Raw genomic sequence first — 19,627 nt, 5'->3', positions numbered from 1 at the left:
AACACCACAGATGGGCAAGATCACCGGCTTTCTCGAGTACCCGCGCCTGCAGGAAACCAGCGAGGCGCCCGCGCAGCGCAAGAAGCACTGGCACGAGTTCACCCAGCAGCTGTCCGACGACCAGGCCAAATTGCAGGCCGCGCGCTGCATGGACTGCGGCACGCCGTTCTGCCACCAGGGCTGCCCGGTCAACAACATCATTCCGGACTTCAACGACCTGGTGTACCGGCAGGACTGGAAGCGCGCGATCGACGTGCTGCATTCGACCAACAACTTCCCCGAGTTCACCGGCCGCATCTGCCCCGCTCCCTGCGAGGCCGCCTGCACGCTGAACATCAACGACGATGCCGTGGGCATCAAGTCGATCGAGCACAAGATCATCGACAAGGCGTGGGAGGAAGGCTGGGTGGTGGCGCAGCCGGCCGCGCGCAAAACCGGCTGGAAGGTGGCCGTGGTCGGCTCCGGCCCGGCCGGGCTGGCCGCCGCGCAGCAGCTGGCCCGCGCCGGCCACGCGGTGACCGTGTTCGAGAAGAGCGACCGCATCGGCGGCCTGCTGCGCTACGGCATCCCCGACTTCAAGCTGGACAAGGGCCACATCGACCGGCGCCTGGAGCAGATGCGCGGCGAAGGCGTGCAGTTCCGCACCGGCGTGTTCGTGGGCGCCGCGGCCGACGCCGGGCACCACGGCAAGGTCAGCGTGATCGCGCCCGAACTGCTGCTGCGGGAATTCGACGCGGTGGCGCTCACCGGCGGCGCGGAAACCCCGCGCGACCTGCCGGTGCCCGGCCGCGCGCTGCAGGGCGTGCATTTCGCGATGGAGTTCCTGCCGCAGGCGAACCGCGTGGCGGCCGGCGACGCGCTGAACGACCAGCTGGTCGCCACCGGCAAGCAGGTCGTCGTCATCGGCGGCGGCGACACCGGTTCCGACTGCGTGGGCACTTCGAACCGGCAAGGCGCCGTGGCGGTGACCCAGTTCGAGCTGCTGCCGCGGCCGCCCAGGCAGGAGGACAAGCCGCTGGTGTGGCCGTACTGGCCGATCCGCCTGCGCACCTCCAGCTCGCACGAGGAAGGCTGCCAGCGCGACTGGGCGGTAGCCACCAAGTGCTTCAACGACGACGGCAAGGGCAGGGTCAAAAGCCTCACCGCTGTCCGGCTGGAGTGGAAGGACGGCAAGATGCACGAGGTGGCCGGCAGCGAGTTCGAGATCCAGGCGGACCTGGTGCTGCTGGCCATGGGCTTCGTCGCGCCCGCGCAGGGCGTGCTGGACGCGTTCGGCGTGGCCAAGGATGCACGCGGCAACGCCAGGGCCGGTACCGAGGCCCGCGGCGGCTATCGCACCAGCGTGGACAAGGTCTTCGCCGCCGGCGACATGCGCCGCGGCCAGTCGCTGGTGGTCTGGGCGATCCGCGAAGGGCGCCAGTGCGCGCACGCGGTGGACGAGTTCCTGATGGGCCATTCCAGCCTGCCGCGCTGACCGGCTGACCCGCCCGCCGGCTCAGGCGGGCCGGTCCTCGCCCTGGCGCCGCACCAGCGCGGTCAGCAGCGCACGCAACGCGGCCGGGCGCACCGGCTTGTGCAGCACCGGGTAGCCGCGCGCACGGGCGCGCTGCTTCAGCTCGCTGCTGCCGTCGGCGGTGATCATCGCCACCGGCGGCAGTTCGCCCAGCGCGTCGCGCAGCTGCTGCAATGCCTGCAGGCCGTCGACGCTGTCGGTCAGGTGGTAGTCGGCCAGGATCAGGTCGATGGGCCCGCGCCTCAGTTCGGCGCGGGCCTGCGCCACGTCCAGCGCGGTGCGGCAATCGACCCCCCAGCGGCTGAGCAGGGCGCGCATGCCGTCGAGGATGCTGGCGTCGTTGTCCAGGCACAGCACGGTCAGCGGCAGCTGCTTGTCCGGGCCGGCGCGCTCCACCCGCTGGCGCCGCACCGGCACCGCCTCGCTGCGCGGCACGGTCACCGCGAAGCAGCTGCCGTGCTCGACCCGCGAATGCAGGTCGAGCCGGTGGCCGAGCATGCCGGCGAGGCGGTCGCAGATCGACAGGCCCAGGCCCAGCCCTTTCTCGCCCCACGGCGACGGGTGTTCCAGCCGCTGGAACTCATCGAAGATGCGCGCGCGCTGCTCCGCCGCGACGCCGGGGCCGGAATCCCACACCTCGATGCGCACCTCGCCCCCCACCCGCCGCGCGCCCAGCAGCACGCCACCCCGGCTGGTATAGCGCAGCGCGTTGGAAAGGAAGTTCTGCAGGATCCGGCGCAGCAGCTGCGGATCGCTGCGCACGGCGAGCGTGGTCGGCACCACGCGCAGGCGCAGATCGCGCTGCTCGGCGACCACCGCGAACTGCGCCTTCAGCGAATCGAACAGTTCGGCCAGCGCGAAGCCGCCGACTTCGGGATGGTAGCTGCCGGCGTCCAGCCGCGAGATGTCGAGCAGCGCGTCGAGCAGGTCCTCGGCGGCCCGGAACGAGGCGTCGATGCGCTCGGCCAGCCCGCTCGCTTCGGCGTCCAGCCCGGAATGCTGGCGCAGCGCCGAGGTGAACAGGCGCGCCGCGTTCAGCGGCTGCAGCAGGTCGTGGCTGGCGGCGGCGAGGAAGCGCGTCTTGGAGATGTTCGCGGTTTCCGCCGCGCGGCGCGCCTGCGCGGTGGCGGCCAGCGCCTCGGACAGCTCGGCGGTGCGCTGCTCGACGCGCTGCTCCAGCGTCTCGTTCACCTCGATCAGCGCCTGCTCGGCATGCTTGTACGCGGTGACGTCGGTGTAGGTGGTGACGTAGCCGCCGCCGGGCAGCGCGCGGCCGCGCATCTCGATCACCGTGCCGTCGGGGCGCACGCGCTGGAACAGGTGCGGCGAACCGGCGCGCATGTACTGGATGCGCTTGGCCACGTGCGCCTCGACCTCGCCCGGGCCGCACTCGCCGCGCTCGGCGTTCCAGCGGATCAGCTCGGCCACCGGCACGCCCACGTGGACCATGCCGTCGGGGTAGTCGAACAGCTCCAGGTAGCGGCGGTTCCACGCCACCAGCCGCATCTGCGCGTCGACCACGCTGATGCCCTGCGAGACGTTTTCCAGCGTGGTGGAGAGCAGCTCGCGGTTGAAGCGCAGTTCCTGCGAGGCCTCGTCCAGCAGCGCCACCGACTCGGCCAGGTCGAGGCCGCTGCCGGACAGCGCGCTGATCAGGATGCGCCGCGCGTTGGCCGCGCCCACCGCCGAGGCGAGCAGGCGCTCGGTGTACTGGATCAGCGCGCGGTCGGCCGCCTCGCCGGGCAGCAGCGGCTTGTCGCGCCGCTGCGCGTACTCCTCGAACGCGCGCACGCTGCTGCGCTCGCCCACGATGCGCTCGGCGATGGTGCGCAGGTCGGCCACCGCCACGCGACCGCGCCAGTCGCCGGCGCCGCCGCGGCTGGCCGGGTCGGCGTCCATGAACACCGCCGCGTGCAGGCGTTCCTCCAGGCTGGGCCGGAAGCGCAGCGAGACGAACACCAGGCAGCCCGCATTGACCAGCAGCGACCAGAACGTGCCGTGCATCACCGGATCCCAGCCGCTCAGGTAGAACAGCGCCTGCGGGCGCAGCCAGTCCCAGCCGAACGGTCCGTGGTGCAGCCACTGGTCCGTGCGCACCACCGCAGGCAGCAGCATGGTGTACAGCCACACCACGAAACCGCCGGCCAGACCCGTCACCACGCCGCGGCGGCTGGCGCCGCGCCAGTACAGTGCGGCGATCAGCGCGGGCGCGAACTGTGCCACCGCGGCGAATGCGAGCAGGCCGGTGGCGGCCAGGTTCTCCGCGTTCGCGGCCACCCGGTAGTAGGCGTAGGCCATCAGCGCCAGCGCGATGATCGCGATCCGGCGCACGCCCAGCACCAGCTGCGACAGATCGCTGCGCTGCTCCAGCCGCAGCCGGCGGATGCGCAGCAGCGCGGGCATCGCCAGGTCGTTGCTGATCATCGTCGACAGCGCCACCGAGGCCACGATCACCATGCCGGTGGCCGCCGAAAAGCCGCCGATGAAGGCCAGCAGCGCCATGCCGCGGTCGCCGTGCGCCATCGGCAGGGTCAGCACCCACGCATCGGCACCGCTCGCGTGCAGCAGCGGCATGCGCGCGCCGGCCGCCACGATCGGCAGCACCGCCACGCTGACGACGACCAGGTACAGCGGCACCATCCAGCGCGCGCGGGTGAGGTCGCCGGCGTCCTCGCACTCGACCATGCCGATCTGGAACTGCCGCGGCAGGCAGAACATCGCGCAGAACGCCAGCATGGTCTGCGCGAGGAAGCCGGGCGACAGGCCGTGGCTCAGCTGGGCAACCGGCAGTTGCACGGTGCCGACCAGCCCCGGCCCCCGCCACAGCGCGTAGCCTGCCAATACCACGAATGCCAGCAGCTTGATCAGCGACTCCAGCGCGATCGCCAGCATCATGCCGTGGTGGTGCTCGGTGGCGTCGATGCTGCGCGTGCCGAACAGGATCGCGAACACCGCCAGCAGCACCGCGCACCACATCGCGCTGTCGATGCCGCCGCTCCTGACCGCGCCCAGCGCGGTTCCGCCGAGCACGCCGAACGACATCGCCACCGCCTTGAACTGCAGCGCGATGTACGGCACCACCGCGACCACCGCGATCACCGCCACCAGCGCGGCCAGGCCGTGCGACTTGCCGAAGCGCGCGCCGATGAAGTCCGCGATCGAGGTGATGTTGCGCTGCCTCACCACCTGCACCAGCCGGCGCAGCAGGCCGAAGCCGAACACGTACAGCAGGATCGGGCCGAGATAGATCGGCAGGTAGGCCAGGCCGTCGCGCGCGGCCGTGCCGACTGCGCCGTAGAACGTCCACGACGAGCAGTACACCGCCAGCGCCAGGCTGTAGACGATCGGGCGCAGCCGCGGCTGGCGCGGGTACAGCGGCCGCCGGTCGCCGGCGTAGGCCACCACGAACAGCAGCCCGACGTACAGCAGCGACACCAGCAGCAGCAGCCAGCCCTGGATCAAGCCCTCACCCCTCTCACTCGAACCCGTTCCTGCTCTGCGCCAGAGCCCGGGCATGCGCTTGTGCGGCGCCGGCGCGGGCGGCACCATGCGCGGATGACCGCCGCGCGCCTACCGACGCTTGCCAACGTAGCAGAGCACCTGCGCGATGACGAGATTCACGTGTGGCGACTGGACTACCACCCGCGGGACGGACGCGGACCGCTGCGCGCGGTGCTGGCCGCCTACCTCGGCTTGCCGGCGGATCGGGTCGTGCTGGCGGAAGGCGCCTACGGCCGGCCGGTGCTGGCCGGCGGGCACGATCCCTCGCTCGACTTCAACTGGTCGCACAGCGGCGCCCATGCGCTGGTGGCGGTGGGCCGGCACGTCGCTCCCGGCGTCGATCTCGAATGCCTGCGCCCCCGTCCCCGCGCGCTGGCGATCGCCGAGCGCTACTTCAGCGCCGAAGAGGCCGCCGCGCTCGCCGCGCTGCCGCCGACCGCGCGCAGCGCCGCCTTCCTCGAACTATGGACGGCCAAGGAGGCGGTGCTGAAGGCTTTGGGACGCGGCCTCGCGTTCGGACTGGACCGCCTCAGCATCGCCGGCACCGCCGAGCGGCCCAGCCTGCAACGTCTCGAGGGCGACGACGCCGCGGCCTGGCAGTTGCGGCGGCTGGCCATCGCGCCCGGACTGGTCGCGACGCTGGCGTGGCGTGGCGGCGAACGGCAGGTCCGCTTCGGCACGCTTGCCAGCCGCGGCTGATCGGCGCACTGTTTCCGACCCCGCCGGCATCGCCGCCGGCGTTGCCCTGTCCACGGCTCTACCCGGGAGCGCCCGTCCGCGATGACCCTGCTCAGCGTCAACCTCAACAAGATCGCCGTGCTGCGCAATTCGCGCGGCGGCGACGAGCCCGACATCTGCCGCGCTGCGCAGACCTGCATCGAGGCCGGCTGCGGCGGCATCACCGTGCACCCGCGCCCCGACCTGCGCCACGTGCGTCCGGACGACGTGCGCGCGCTGGCCGCGACCCTGCGCGGCCGGGTCGAGTACAACATCGAGGGCAATCCGTTCGCCGCCGCCCGCGGCGCCTACCCCGGGCTGCTCGCGCTGGCCCGCGAGGTGCGCCCGGCCCAGGTCACCCTGGTGCCCGACGGCGACGGCCAGATCACCTCCGACCACGGCTTCGACCTGCAGCGCGATCTCCCGCGGCTGCAGCCGCTGGTCGACGAACTGCGCGCGCTCGGCTGCCGGGTCAGCCTGTTCGTGGACGCCGGCTGCCGGGGTTTCGAGCTGGCCGCCTCGATCGGCGTGGAGCGCATCGAGATCTACACCGGGCCTTACGCCCACGCCTTTGCCGAGGGCCGGCCCCAGGCCGCGCTGGCCGCCTGCGCCGATACCGCGCGGCACGCGCAGCAGGCCGGGCTGGCGGTGAACGCGGGGCACGATCTCAGCCAGGCGAACCTGGGCACGTTCAAGGCGGCGATCCCCGGCCTGGCCGAGGTCTCGATCGGCCATGCACTGATCGGCGAGGCGCTGTACGAAGGCCTGGCCACCACGGTGCACAATTACCTGCAGATCCTGCGCTGAGCGACGTTTCCCATGCATACGAAAACCCCCGCGCGAGGCGGGGGTTTCGTGCTTGATACTGCCCCGGAATACCGGATCAGAGGTTTTCGGTGAACCCGATCTTCACCAGCTTGTAGCTCTTCGCGTCAGCCAGTACGCGCGCCACATGCTCGTAGGCCACCGCGTCGGCCGCGGCGATCTGGATTTCCGGTTGGTTGCTCTGCTGGGCGATCACCGCGAACTGCGCCTTCAGGCCCAGCTCGTCCACCGGCGTATCGTTCCAGTACAGCGCGCCAGCCTGGTCGATCTTCAGGTGGATCGGATCCGGCGGGTTGGTCGGCGGAACCACGTTCGGATTCGGTTGCGGCAGGTCGACCTGGATCCGGTGCGCGAGCACCGGCGCCGTGATCATGAAGATGATCAGCAGCACCAGCATCACGTCGACCAGCGGCGTGACGTTGATTTCCGACATCGGTCCACTGGTGTTGGTAGTGAAAGCCATCTCGTCACCCCTTCGGCGCGTCAGTGGTCATGAACGCGACATGCACCATGCCCGAATCCTTGGCGTCGCCGATGATCTTCTTCACGATCTTGAACTCGGTACCCTTGTCCGCGCGGATCTGCAGCTCCGGCTGGGGCGACTTCTGCGCATTCACCGCGAACTGTGCCCGCAACTCGGCTTCGGTGACCAGGTGGTCGTTGAAGTACATGCTGCCGTCCTGCTTGACCGCCAGATCCAGCGGCGGCACCGCCATCTCGGAGTCCGGCGTCTTGGGATTCGCGGTGGGCAGGTCGATCGTGATGGAGTGCGACATCAGCGGCGCCGTGATCATGAAGATGATCAGCAGTACCAACATCACGTCGACCAGCGGCGTGACGTTGATTTCCGACATCGGACCGCCGGAATTGCCACCTAGGCTGACTGCCATGGGTCAATCCCTCACTTCTGGCTTTCGACGCGCGAACCGGTGGCGAAGAAGTCGTGCAGGTCGTGCGCGAATTCGTCGAAACGGGCGTACACCACGCGGTTCGAGCGGCTGAAGAAGTTGTAGGCGAACAGCGCCGGGATCGCGGCGAACAGACCGAACGCGGTCATGATCAGCGCCTCGCCGACCGGGCCAGCCACCGCGTTCATCGACGCGTTGCCGGAAGCGGCGATGCGGATCAGGGCGTGGTAGATGCCCCACACGGTACCGAGCAGGCCGACGAACGGCGCCGCCGAACCCACCGTGGCGAGCAGGGTCATGCCGCCTTCCAGACGCAGGCTCTCGCGGGCCACGGCCTGGCGCAGGGCGCGGTCGATGAACTCCGAACGGCTCAGCGATTCGGCCAGGCGGCCGGTGGTGCCTGCCGCCGTGGTGGCCTGCTGGTGGTGGGCGACCGCCGAGGCGGCGTCGAGCGCGATCTTGGAGAACGGCTCGCTGCGCGGCTGGGCTTCCAGTTCGCGGATCGCGTCCTGGGTGGAGCCGTTGCCCCAGAAGCCGTTGATGACCTTGTCGGCACGGGCCTTCACGGTCGCATTGCGGATGCCGTTGGCGATGATGAAGTACCACGACAGGAACGACATCGCGACCAGGGTCACGAAGACCACCCAGCCTAGCCAGTCGAAGTTCTGGATCAGGTTGTCGAAGCCCATCTGCTTCATGGCTTCGGCATTGGTGTTGCCACCCATCGCCTGCGCGGCACCGGTCGTATCAGGAGTCTGTAGGAACATAACGCTACCCTAGGGAAGTCAAGCGTGAACTGTAACCGTAACCGGGCGAACCCGGTTACAGCTGGCTGAGATTGAAGTTGACCGGAACGCGTGCGTACCCTTCAACTTTTTGTCCATTTCGGATCGTTGGATTGAAGCGCCAACGGCGTGCGGCATCCATGGCGGCACGATCAAGTTCATGGTAGCCGCTGGACCGGTCGATCTGGATGTCCTTGGGCGAGCCATCCACACCCACCAGGATCATCAGCACGACCGTACCCTCGTGCCGCTGGCGAATGGCCTGCGGCGGATACTTCGGCTGAAGCCGGCTGTTGTAGCTGAGATCCGAGCTGGCCGTGATGTCCGCCGGCGGCGCAGGCGGTGCCGGCGGCGCAGGCGGCGCAGCGGCCACTGCATTGCTCGACACCTCTTCCACCGGCGGCGGCGGAGTCGGCGGCGGCGGGGTCGGTGGCGGCTTGATCTGCTGGATGATCTTCGGCGGCGGCTGCTTCGGCGGCTCCGGCGGCGGCGGCGGCGGTGGCGGCGGCGGCGGCGGCGGTTCGATGAAGTTCACCTGGACGATGCGTTCCTTTTCCTTGTGGTCCTGATGCGGGGGCGCCATTGGCGCCACGATCAACAGGAACGCAAACGCATGCAGTCCGATGGCAACTGCCAATGCCCAGGTGCGCTTCCAGCTAAACGGCTCGCGCCCGATATCTTCGTTACTTGAGGCCATCTGTCACTGTCTGAAGCTGATCAACGGAAGAGAACGTTGCCGCAGGGCTTGACCCGAAACCGTCCGATGCATGGACGGAACCCGGAAAGAACTTGCCGCTGGGGATACGCAGGGAAAGGTTTTCAACGTTACAACAGAGCATGGCATTTGTATAGCACCGAGGGGGAGGAAATATGGACGTCCATCCGCACCGTGGCGCACGCCGCAGCGGTGCGGATCAGCCCGCACCGCTCTTCTGCAGCCATGCCTTGGCCTTCGCGGCCGTCTCGGGATCCTGGGCCGCTTTCTTCATGGCGTCGATCGCGCCCGGCTTGTTCTTCAGCCCGCGCTCGGCCTCGGCCAGCAGCATGTATGCCGTGCCCTTGTGCTTGACGCCCTTGTCGATGCCCCGCTGGATCAGGGTCTTGGCCTGGCTGTACTTGTTCTCGCTCAGCAGCAGGCGGCCGCTGCGCAACGCGGGCTCGCCGTCGGTGGCGGTCGGCTCGGCCTTGTTGTAGTAGTCGATCGCCTTGCCGGTGTTGTTGGCCAGTTCGGCCGACTGGCCGAGCAGCACGTAGGTATCCGCGTCGGCCTTGACCACGCCCTTGCTGATGCCTTCCTCGAGCACCTGGCCGGCCTTGGTCGCATTCGGCGCCGGGTCGGCACCGTCCTGGCCGGTGATCAGGTACAGCTTGGCCAGGTTCACGTACTGCGTGTCCTTGGTGAGCTTGCCGGCGGCGCGGGCACTTTCCAGCATCTGGATCGCCTGCGGGTACTTCTGCGCCTGGGTCAGCACCGCCACCGCGTTGTTGAGCGCGTTCGGGTCATCCGGGTTGGCACCGAGCTGGCTCTGCGCCAGCGCGGCGGCCTTGTCGTTCTGGCCGGACTCGGCGTAGCTGGCCATCAGGATCTGGTCCCAGGTCGGCTGCGGCTTGTCGGTCAGCGACTTGGCCTTGGTGATCGCGGCGATCGCCTCGGGATACTTGTTGAGGCGATAGTCGGCGTTGCCCTCGAGCGCGTAGGAGTCGGCGGTTTCCTTCTTGCCCTCGGCGCGCCACTTGGTGATCGTGTCCAGCGCGGGCTGGTACTGCTCGTCGGCCATCTGGAACTGCGCCAGCATGTACATCAGCTGGAAGTAGGTATCGTTCGGCATCACGCCGAGCGCCAGCGAGCGCTGCAGCGAGGCGATCGCACCCTTGGTGTCGCCGTCGTTGTAATGGAGGCTGGCCATGCCCTGCAGGGCAAGCGCCTGGGCGTACTTGCTCTTGCTGCCGTCGATGATCGGCTGCAGCACTTGCTCGGCCTTGGCCTTGTCGCCCTCGTTGACGGCGTCCAGGCCGGCGTTGAGGTTTTTCTGGTCCTTCTCGCTGGTCAGGTCGAGCTTCGGCTCGACGCGGGTCGCGTTCGGATACAGCACTTCCTTCTTGGGTTTGGCGTCATCGCTCTTGCGCGCCAGCGCCGGGCTGCTGGCCACGCCCAGCAACAGCGCAACGCCGGCCAGCATGGTTAACCCTCGGGCATGCTTCATGGTGATCCTCGTTTCTGTCTGCGCGTATCGATCGATTGACGCGGGGGAATTGTGGAGAATAACCCGATCCGGCAAGCGATAACAAGTTGCACTGCCGCATCAAAGCTCGTTAAAAATCAATTACTTGATCGCCATCCCGGACATCGGCGCGGCCCGCGCGCCGGTGTGCATGGTCAGATGTCCAGGTTGGCCACCTTCAGCGCGTTCGCCTCGATGAAATCGCGGCGCGGTTCGACCGCCTCGCCCATCAGCATCGAGAACATCTGGTCGGCCGCGATGGCGTCCTCGATGCCGACCTGCAGCATGCGCCGGGTGTCCGGGTTCACCGTGGTATCCCACAGCTGCTCCGGATTCATTTCGCCCAGGCCCTTGAAGCGCTGGATGCTGCGACCCTTCTTGGCCTCGTCCAACAACCAGTTGCGGGCGTCGAGGAAGCTGAGCACGCCACGCGAGGCGTTGCCGCGGCGCACCACGGCGTCGGGCTGGATCATGCCGGCGATCTGCTGGCTGATCGCCAGCAGCGGGCGGAACTCGTTGCTGGCGAAGAACGGCTGCGGCAGCAACCAGGTATGGCTGAGCCCGTGCTGTTCCTTCACCACCTCGATCGCGGCCGGCTGCTCGCCGTGAGCCGGGCGCAGCGACATGCGGTAATGCGGCTTGCCCAGTCCGCTGGCGGCCAGGCGCTGGGTGGCGCCGTCGAGCCACGCCTGCATCGCAAGCGAATCGGCCCACAGCGCCGGCGCCATCGGCGTGTGTTCAAGCAGGGCGTTCAACACGGCGGCATCGAAGCGATGTGCCAGCTTGGCGATCTGGTCCAGCGCGTGCTGGTAGCCGCGCAGCAGCTTTTCCAGCGCCTCGCCGGCGATCGGCGGCGCGTCCGGGTTGTAGGTCAGCGCGGCGTTGTCGACCGCACTGGAGATCAAGTAGTCGTTCAACGCGGTGTCGTCCTTGATGTACAGCTCCTGCTTGCCCTGCTTCACCTTGTACAGCGGCGGCAGGCCGATGTAGATGTGGCCGCGCTCGATCAGCTCCGGCATCTGCCGGTAGAAGAAGGTCAGCAGCAGGGTGCGGATATGCGAGCCGTCGACGTCCGCGTCGGTCATCAGGATGATGCGGTGGTAACGCAGCTTGTCCGGGTTGTACTCGTCCTTGCCGATGCCGGTGCCGAGCGCGGTGATCAGGGTGCCCACCTCGGCCGAGGCCAGCATGCGGTCGAAGCGCGCCTTCTCGACGTTGAGGATCTTGCCCTTCAGCGGCAGCACGGCCTGGGTCTTGCGGTTGCGGCCCTGTTTGGCCGAGCCGCCGGCGGAGTCACCCTCGACCAGGAACAGCTCGCACAGCGCCGGGTCCTTCTCCTGGCAGTCGGCCAGCTTGCCCGGCAGGCCGGCGATGTCCAGCGCGCCCTTGCGCCGGGTCATCTCGCGGGCCTTGCGCGCAGCTTCGCGCGCGCGCGCGGCATCGACCACCTTGGAGGCGATCGCCTTCGCTTCGTTCGGGTGTTCCAGCAGGAACTCGCCGAGCTTTTCGTTGACGACCTGCTCGACCACGGTCTTGACCTCGGACGAAACCAGCTTGTCCTTGGTCTGCGAGGAGAACTTCGGGTCGGGCACCTTCACCGACAGCACCGCAATCATGCCTTCGCGCATGTCGTCGCCGGACAGCGCGCCCACCTTGGCGTTCTTGGCCAGGCCGGATTTCTCGATGTAGTTCTGCAGCGAGCGGGTCAGCGCGGCGCGGAAGCCGGTGAGGTGGGTGCCGCCGTCGCGCTGCGGGATGTTGTTGGTGAAGCAGAACATCGTCTCCTGGTAGGAGTCGGTCCACTGCATCGCCACCTCCACCACGATGCCGTCCTGCTCCGCCGTCAGGCTGATCACGTTCGGGTGCAGCGCGGTCTTCAGCTGGGCCAGGTGCTGCACGAATGATCGGATGCCGCCCTCGTAGGCAAACGAGTCCTGGCGTCCTTCGCCGCGCTCGTCCTTCAGATCGATGGTGACGCCGGAGTTGAGGAAGGCCAGCTCGCGCAGGCGCTTGGCCAGGATCTCGTAGTGGAAGTCGATGTTGCTGGTGAACGTGGCCGGGCTGGGCAGGAAGCGCACCAGGGTGCCGCGCTTGGACGACGGACCGACTTGCTTCAACGGGTACAGCGGCTCGCCGAGCGCGTACTCCTGCAGGTATTCGTGACCGTCGCGATGGATGGTCAGCCAAAGATGATCGCTGAGCGCATTCACCACCGACACGCCCACGCCGTGCAGGCCGCCGGAGACCTTGTACGAATTCGCGTCGAACTTGCCGCCGGCGTGCAACACTGTCATCACCACCTCGGCGGTGGAACGGCCCTCCTCCGGGTGGATGTCGACCGGGATGCCGCGGCCGTTGTCGCTGACGCTGACCGAACCGTCATCGAGGATGGTGACCACCACCTTGTCGCAGTAGCCGGCCAGCGCCTCGTCAATCGCGTTGTCGACCACCTCGAACACCATGTGGTGCAGGCCGGTGCCGTCATCGGTGTCGCCGATGTACATGCCCGGGCGCTTGCGCACCGCCTCCAGGCCCTTCAGGACCTTGATGTTGCTGGAGTCGTAATGCGATTCGTTGATGGGTTCGTTCATGCGTCGACCGTTTCCTGGCGCCAGCAACCCGCCCGACGCGGCGCCGTGAAAGGCCGGACAGGGTTATGCCCTCTGGTGGAGATGCAACCCGCTGATTATAGCAGGCGCGTCAGCTCGCCTTGTTCCACGTGGAACACACGAGCCGGCAGACCCTGCAAAGCCTGCGGCAACTCCGTGCCGGTCAGCAGAACCTGTGCCCGGGCTGCAGCCAGCTGGGCGACCACGGCCGCCTGATGGGCCTGGTCCAGCTCGGAGGCGAGGTCGTCCAGGCAGACGATCGGCCATTCGCCGCAGTGTTCGGCATACAGCTCGGCCTGGGCCAGCATGCAGGCCAGCGCCGTGAGCTTTTCCTGGCCGCGGGACAAATGCTCGCGCAGCGGCGCATGCTCGAACGCGATCGACCAGTCGGCCCGGTGCGCGCCCAGCGTGGTATGCCCGCGGGCCAGATCCCTGCCCCGCTGCTCGCGCAGCTGCCGGGCCAGGTCCTGCTCCTCCGGCCAGCCGCGGCGATATCGCAACTCGAGCGCCCCCAGTTCCGGCAGCAGGCCGCCGATGCTGGCAAGCAGCTTGGGTTTCAGCAGATCCAGGTAGGCACCACGTTGCTGGTCGATCTGCTGCGCGGACTGGGCGAGTTCGATCTCCCACGGCGTGAACAAATCGTCATCCCCCGGCGTGGCGGAACGCAGCAGGCTGTTGCGTTGCTTGAGCGCGCGCTGGTAGCGACGCCAGCCGGCCAGGAATTCGTGTTCCACGTGGAACACGCCCCAGTCCAGGTAGCGGCGGCGTTCCTCCGCCGCACCGGCGATCAGCGCATGCGACCCCGGCTCGAAGCAGACCACCGCACACTCGCGCACCAGTTGGCCGATCGCCACGTTCGCGCCGTCCAGCCTGGCTTCCCAGCGCACGCCGTCGCGGCCCAGGCCCACCCGGCCGGCTCGCCCGTCCGCATGACGAAGCTCGGCGAAAATCGACAGCTGCGACGCGCCCCGCTGCAACAGCGCCTCTTTCGCGCCGCTGCGGAACGAACGGGCGTGCGAGAGCAGGAACACCGCTTCCAGCACGCTGGTCTTGCCCGCACCGTTGGCGCCCGTGAACACGTTGAGCGCCGGATCCAGCGCCACGCCGACGTTCCCCAGGCAACGCAGCCCGCGCACCCGCAACTGCTCCAGCCTCACGGGCGCAGTTCCCATAAACGGCAACGCCGGGGGTCCTCGCGGACGCCCCGGCGTTGCCCTTGTCCACCGCCCTGTACGCAGGCCATGCAGCGAATGTCAGAGCCGCAACGGCATGATCACGTGGCGGGCGTGCTCGTTGTCGTGTTCCTGCACCAGGCAGCTCGACTGCGCGTCGCGCAGGCTGAGCCGGGCCTGGTCGCCGCGCAGCGCGGACAGCGCATCGAGCAGGTAGCCCACGTTGAAGCCGACCGCCAGGTCGGAGACGTGGGTGTCGGCCTCGACCTCTTCCACGGCCTCTTCCTGCTCCGGGTTATGCGCCACGATGCGCAGCTTGCCCGGCGAGAGTTCCAGCCGCACGCCGCGGTACTTTTCGTTGGACAGGATCGCAGCCCGCTGCAGGGCCCCGCGCAGCACCTCGCGATTGATCGTGGCGGTCTTGTCCGCGCCCAGCGGGATCACTGCCTCGTAATCCGGGAACCGCCCGTCGATCAGCTTGGAGGTGAACACCACGTCGCCTCGACGCACGCGCAGGTGGTTGCGGCCGAACTCCAGCTCGACCTGGCCCTCGCCGGTCTCCAGCAGGCCGACCAGCTCGTTGACGCCCTTGCGCGGGATGATGATCTGCCGGCGCGTGCTCACCGAGTTCTGCAGCTGGGTTTCCTTCATCGCCAGGCGATGGCCGTCGGTGGCTACGCAGCGCAAGGTATGTTCCTGCAGGTCCAGCAACATGCCGTTCAAGTAATAGCGCACGTCCTGGTTCGCCATCGCGAAGGCGGTGCGCTCCATCAGGTCGCGCAGCACCTCCTCCGGCAAGCTCACCTTTTCCACCAACTCGATCTCGTCGATGGTGGGGAATTCGGCAGCCGGCAGGGTGGTCAGCGTGAAGCGGCTGCGCCCTGCGCTGAGCGCCACGCGGTCACCGTTGAGCTTCACGTCGATCCGCACGCCGTCGGGCAGGGCACGCACGATGTCGAACAGCTTGCGCGCGGGGATGGTGATCTCGCCGTCGGCCGGTTTCTCGGCCTCGGCAGTAGCCACCATCTCCACCTCGAGGTCGGTGCCGGTGAGCGACAGCCGCCCATGACCCACCTTGACCAGCAGGTTGGCCAGCACGGGCAGGGTCTGCCGGCGCTCCACCACGCCCACCACCTGCTGCAGCGGCTTGAGCAGAGCTTCTCTCTGGATGCTGAATTGCATGGCTGTGCTTCCCCTCTACCTGCTGTTCTGTCTTTAAAAGAAGTTTAGTGGTTGTTGTTGGTGCGGTGGATAAGATTTATATCGTATTTTTTGTTTGATAATCAAATAATTGAACGATGATACGGGTGTGGCTGGAACGGCTGGCTGCCGGTGGGCGGTTTGTGGATAACTTCCGATGCGATTCCATCCACCCATTATCCACAGCTTGGCCTCCCGCTTATCCATAAACTTTGCGCATCGGCCGGTTTCAGCCGGTCAGCGTGCGGATCAGCTGCTCCCAGTCCTGGCGCATCCGCGCGTCGGTCTCGATGAATTTGCGGATCGTTTTGCAGGCGTGCATCACGGTAGTGTGGTCGCGCCCGCCGAACGCCTCGCCGATCTCCGGCAGGCTGTGCTCGGTCAATTCCTTGGACAAGGTCATTGCGATCTGCCGCGGCCGCGCCAGCGAACGCACGCGCCGCTTGGACAGCAGGTCCTGCAGCCGCACGTTGAAGTATTCGGCGGTGATCTTCTGGATGTTCGGAATGGTGATCGCCTGGGCGTGCGTGGCCAGCAGGTCGCGCAGGGTCTCCTCGGCGAAGTCGGTGGTGATCGGCTTGCCGTAGAAGTTGGCCCGCGCCGCCAGCGTGTTCAGCGCGCCCTCGAGGTCGCGCACGTTGGAGCGGATGCGCTTGGCCAGCAGCATCGCCACGTGCTCGTCCACCGCTACGCCCTTGTCGTGTGCCTTGGCCAGCAGGATCGCCGCGCGCGTCTCGAAATCCGGCGGCTCGATCGCCACCGACAGGCCCCAGCCCAGCCGCGATTTCAGCCGAGGCTCCAGCTTGTCCACTTCCTTCGGGTAGCGGTCGCAGGTGAGGATGATCTGCTGCTTGGACTCGAACAGCGCGTTGAAGGTGTGGAAGAACTCCTCCTGCGTGGTGTCCTTGCCGGCGAAGAACTGGATATCGTCGATCAGCAGTGCGTCCACCGAGCGGAAGCGCTGCTTGAACTGGTCCATGCTCTTGGCGCGCAGCGCCTCGATCATCGAGCCGACGAACTGCTCCGAGCGCAGGTACAGCACCTTGCAGTCCGGGTTGCGCTCGCGCATCAGGTTGCCGGCGGCGTGCATCAGGTGGGTCTTGCCCAGGCCGGTGCCGCCGTACAGCAGCAGCGGGTTGTAGGCGCGGCCGGGGTTGGTCGCCACCTGCATCGCGGCGGCCTTGCCGAGCTGGTTCGACTTGCCCTCGACGAAGGTCTCGAAAGTGTAGTGCGGGTCCAGGTTGTGGCTGAACGCCGGCGCCGGGGTGCTGGCAACCCGGGCCGCGGGCGCGGCGGCCGGCCTGGCCGCCGGTGCCGGCCGTGGCGAATTCGACCCGACTTCCAGCCGCACCGGGCAGGGCTTGCCGCCCAGCTGCTGCAGTACGGCGCCGATCCGCTCCAGGTAGCGTTCGCGCACGGTGTCCAGGGTGTAAGGGTTCGGCGCGAACAGCTGCAGGCCGTCGGCATCCTCGCGCGCCTGCAGCGGCATCAGCCAGGTGTGCAGGTCTTCGGCGCTCAGCTCGCCTTCGAGGCGCTCAAGGCAGCGCCGCCACAGATCACTCATGGATAAAATCAGCCACAGCTTTTGGGCGCTTGCGCGCACGGGACGGACTAGTCTAGCAGCAGCCCGACCGCCCTCGCCGTCCACATATCCACACCGCTATCCACAGGACATGCACAGGCCGCCATGTGGCGCCATTTGACAGCGGCGGCGGCTACCCCACATACTTTCCAACCTTTTTATCCACATTCCCTTCGGAGTAAGCCATGAAGCGGACCTTCCAGCCCAGCAAGCTCAAGCGCGCCCGCACGCACGGTTTCCGCGCCCGTATGGCCACCGCCGACGGCCGCAAAGTCCTCAACGCGCGCCGCGCCAAGGGCCGCAAGCGCCTGATCCCGTAAACACCGATCCAGTATTGGGGACGGGTGCCATGTCCACCGCCGGTCTGCCGCGCGAAGCGCGGCTGCGTCGGCCGGGTGACTTCGCCGCCTTGCGGACCAGCAGCGGACGCGCAGGCGGCCGCTGTTTTCATATGCGCTACCGCGACAACGACCTCGGCCATGCCCGGCTCGGCCTGGCGATATCCAAGCGCGTCTCCAAGCGTGCGGTCGAGCGCAACCGGATCAAGCGGCTGCTGCGCGAGTCATTCCGGCGCATTCGTCACCAGCTGCCGGCGGTCGACATGATGGTGATGGCGCGCGAGCAGGCCGCCGGCGTGCCGGGGCCGCAGCTGCTGGCCGAGCTCGATGGCCTGTGGAAGAAGCTGCTGGCGAACCATGCCGCGACCTCCGGGCCATTGAAGCCCGCCGGCGACACCCGCACAATCGAACGCTGATCTTCATTCCTCCCGTCTCCGCGGCGTTGACAAGTGTCGTGGCGTTACCCGGATCTGCTACGCGATGAATCAAACGCGCACCTTCCTCATGTTCGCCCTGCTGGCCGTGGCCTACCTCCTGTTCCTGGCCTGGGAGAAGGACTACGCGCCCAACCCGCCGCCGGCCGTGGCGGCCAGCGCCGCCGCCGGCACGGCCGCGACGCCGGCCGACGGCAGCGTGCCCGGCGCCATCCCGGGCGCAACCGCTTCAGCCGCCGCCACCCCGGCGATCGCCGGCGACAGTGGTCGGGCCGTGCCGGCGACGGCGCAGCTGGTCACCGTCACCACCGACGTGCTGAAGCTCGCGGTGGATACCCGCGGCGGCAGCCTGGTGCACGCCGACCTGCTCGCCTACCCGCAGGCGCCGCGCACGCACAAGGCGCCGAACCCGCCGCCGACCGTGCTGCTGTCCAGCGACGACGCGCACTACGCGGTGGCCCAGAACGGCCTGGTCAGCAGCAGCGACAGCGCCTCGGCGGACCAGCCGAACCACTTGGCGCTGTTCCACGCCGAGAAAACTGCCTATACGCTGGCCGACGGCCAGGACGAACTGAAGGTCGACCTCACCTGGCAGGACGCCGCCGGCCTCAAGGTCACCAAGACCTATACGTTCAAGCGCGGCAGCTACGTGATCGGGGTGAGCCAGCGCATCGACAACGGCGGCGCCACTGCCTGGCAGGGCAACGCCTACCAGCAGTTGCTGCGGGTCGAGCCGCCGAAGGCGGGCAGCTGGCTGAAGAACTATACCGATCCGGAGACGCGCAGCTTCCAGGGCGCGGCCTGGTACACCGGCGAGAAATTCGAGAAGCTGCCGTTCAAGAACTTCGCCGAGCCGAAGGACCGGCTCGATGCCGATATCAAGGGCGGCTGGGCGGCGATGCTGAAGTTGTACTTCGTCACCGCGTGGATTCCGCCGGCCGGGCAGACCGAACACTACGTCACCCAGACCCTCAACCCGGACAGCGCGCACCCGCGCTACCTGATCCGCACCGTCGGCCCCGCGCTCAGCGTGGCGCCGGGGCAGAGCCTCACCAGCCAGTCGCGCCTGTACGTGGGCCCGAACGTGCAGGGCACGCTGGACGCGATCGCGCCGGGGCTGGATCTGACCATCGACTACGGCATGTTCAAGATCATCGCCGTGCCGATGCACTGGGTGCTGTCGCAGTTCCACGCGATCACCAAGAACTGGGGCGTGGCGATCATCCTGCTGGTGCTGCTGATCAAGGGCCTGAGCTGGAAGCTCACCGCCATCCAGTACCGTTCCAGCGCCCGCATGCGCAAGCTGCAGCCGCGTGTCCAGGCGCTCAAGGAGCGCTATGGCGACGACAAGCAAAAGATGCAAGTGGCGATGATGGAGCTGTACAAGAAGGAGAAGGTCAACCCGATGGGCGGCTGCCTGCCGGTGCTGATCACGCTGCCAGTGTTCTACGGCCTGTTCTTCGTGCTCGAGTACAGCCTGGAGCTACGCCACGCGCCGTTCCTGTGGATCCCCGACCTCAGCGCGCCCGATCCGTTCTACATCCTGCCGGTCATCTACGCGCTGGTGATGCTGGGCACGCAGTGGCTGAACCCGGTCGCCGCGGGCATGGACCCGACCCAGGCGAAGATGATGAAGGTGATGCCGCTGCTGTTCACGGTGATGTTCGCCTTCTTCCCCGCCGGCCTGTGCCTGTACTACGCGGTCAACGGCATCGTCGGCCTGGGCCAGCAGTGGTGGATCACCCACCACGTGGATCGCGAGGACGTGGTCAAGCCCAAGGCTGCCTGATGCGTGATTCCTGCGATCGTCCCTGATCGCGA

At 67.8% G+C, this 19,627-nt stretch carries 16 protein-coding genes; 6 read left to right on the top strand and 10 right to left on the bottom strand.

The window, feature by feature from the left end; genetic code table 11:
- Positions 1-10: 10 nt before the first annotated feature.
- The gene (locus tag AC3WRN_RS06120; RefSeq protein WP_068093693.1) at positions 11-1,474 is read left to right on the top strand and encodes a glutamate synthase subunit beta; all 1,464 of its coding nucleotides are present in this window, start codon (positions 11-13) and stop codon (positions 1,472-1,474) included.
- Positions 1,475-1,495: 21 nt separating this feature from the next.
- On the opposite strand, the gene AC3WRN_RS06115 is transcribed toward AC3WRN_RS06120, so the two are convergent.
- Positions 1,496-4,975: a hybrid sensor histidine kinase/response regulator gene (locus AC3WRN_RS06115; protein ID WP_492622296.1), complete on the bottom strand. Its 3,480-nt coding sequence runs from the start codon at positions 4,973-4,975 to the stop codon at positions 1,496-1,498.
- 159 nt (positions 4,976-5,134) lie between these two features.
- Here AC3WRN_RS06115 and AC3WRN_RS06110 point away from each other — a divergent pair, with 159 nt between their 5' ends.
- Positions 5,135-5,713: a 4'-phosphopantetheinyl transferase family protein gene (locus AC3WRN_RS06110; RefSeq protein ID WP_492622295.1), complete on the top strand. Its 579-nt coding sequence runs from the start codon at positions 5,135-5,137 to the stop codon at positions 5,711-5,713.
- Between the two features lie 81 nt (positions 5,714-5,794).
- On the top strand, positions 5,795-6,538 hold the full coding sequence (locus AC3WRN_RS06105) for a pyridoxine 5'-phosphate synthase (protein ID WP_492622294.1): 744 nt from the start codon (positions 5,795-5,797) through the stop codon (positions 6,536-6,538).
- A 76-nt stretch (positions 6,539-6,614) separates the two neighbouring features.
- Here AC3WRN_RS06105 and AC3WRN_RS06100 read toward each other — a convergent pair whose 3' ends face one another.
- The 9 genes from AC3WRN_RS06100 to dnaA form a co-directional block, all read right to left on the bottom strand.
- Entirely contained in the window at positions 6,615-7,019 is a 405-nt protein-coding gene (locus AC3WRN_RS06100; protein WP_492622293.1) for an ExbD/TolR family protein, read from the bottom strand.
- A 4-nt stretch (positions 7,020-7,023) separates the two neighbouring features.
- Positions 7,024-7,446: an ExbD/TolR family protein gene (locus AC3WRN_RS06095; RefSeq protein ID WP_068093678.1), complete on the bottom strand. Its 423-nt coding sequence runs from the start codon at positions 7,444-7,446 to the stop codon at positions 7,024-7,026.
- An 11-nt stretch (positions 7,447-7,457) separates the two neighbouring features.
- Positions 7,458-8,231, bottom strand: coding sequence for a MotA/TolQ/ExbB proton channel family protein (locus AC3WRN_RS06090; RefSeq protein WP_201028733.1), 774 nt, complete (start codon positions 8,229-8,231; stop codon positions 7,458-7,460).
- A gap of 55 nt (positions 8,232-8,286) precedes the next feature.
- Complete coding sequence (locus AC3WRN_RS06085) at positions 8,287-8,946, bottom strand: energy transducer TonB (RefSeq protein WP_068093672.1); 660 nt, start codon at positions 8,944-8,946, stop codon at positions 8,287-8,289.
- 217 nt (positions 8,947-9,163) lie between these two features.
- On the bottom strand, positions 9,164-10,453 hold the full coding sequence (locus tag AC3WRN_RS06080; RefSeq protein WP_492622292.1) for a tetratricopeptide repeat protein: 1,290 nt from the start codon (positions 10,451-10,453) through the stop codon (positions 9,164-9,166).
- A 173-nt stretch (positions 10,454-10,626) separates the two neighbouring features.
- A complete protein-coding gene (gene gyrB, locus AC3WRN_RS06075; RefSeq protein WP_492622291.1) occupies positions 10,627-13,062 on the bottom strand; it encodes a DNA topoisomerase (ATP-hydrolyzing) subunit B in 2,436 nt (811 codons plus the stop codon).
- 95 nt (positions 13,063-13,157) lie between these two features.
- Entirely contained in the window at positions 13,158-14,237 is a 1,080-nt protein-coding gene (gene recF, locus AC3WRN_RS06070) for a DNA replication/repair protein RecF (RefSeq protein ID WP_492622467.1), read from the bottom strand.
- Between the two features lie 96 nt (positions 14,238-14,333).
- Positions 14,334-15,434, bottom strand: a complete 1,101-nt coding sequence (gene dnaN, locus AC3WRN_RS06065; RefSeq protein WP_492622290.1) for a DNA polymerase III subunit beta — start codon at positions 15,432-15,434, stop codon at positions 14,334-14,336.
- A gap of 247 nt (positions 15,435-15,681) precedes the next feature.
- Entirely contained in the window at positions 15,682-17,016 is a 1,335-nt protein-coding gene (gene dnaA / locus AC3WRN_RS06060) for a chromosomal replication initiator protein DnaA (RefSeq protein WP_492622289.1), read from the bottom strand.
- Positions 17,017-17,219: 203 nt separating this feature from the next.
- Between dnaA and rpmH the strand changes: the two genes are divergently transcribed.
- The 3 genes from rpmH (at position 17,220) to yidC (ending at position 19,595) form a co-directional block, all read left to right on the top strand.
- On the top strand, positions 17,220-17,354 hold the full coding sequence (gene rpmH / locus AC3WRN_RS06055) for a 50S ribosomal protein L34 (protein WP_007510029.1): 135 nt from the start codon (positions 17,220-17,222) through the stop codon (positions 17,352-17,354).
- A 29-nt stretch (positions 17,355-17,383) separates the two neighbouring features.
- Complete coding sequence (rnpA, locus tag AC3WRN_RS06050) at positions 17,384-17,788, top strand: ribonuclease P protein component (protein ID WP_082823581.1); 405 nt, start codon at positions 17,384-17,386, stop codon at positions 17,786-17,788.
- Between the two features lie 64 nt (positions 17,789-17,852).
- Complete coding sequence (gene yidC, locus AC3WRN_RS06045; protein ID WP_492622288.1) at positions 17,853-19,595, top strand: membrane protein insertase YidC; 1,743 nt, start codon at positions 17,853-17,855, stop codon at positions 19,593-19,595.
- The last annotated feature ends 32 nt before the right edge of the window (positions 19,596-19,627 follow it).

This window comes from Rhodanobacter sp. FW101-FHT13A11, from assembly GCF_058790335.1.
Note: the sequence above shows the minus strand (reverse complement) of the source record. Positions and strands in the feature narration are given on the sequence as shown.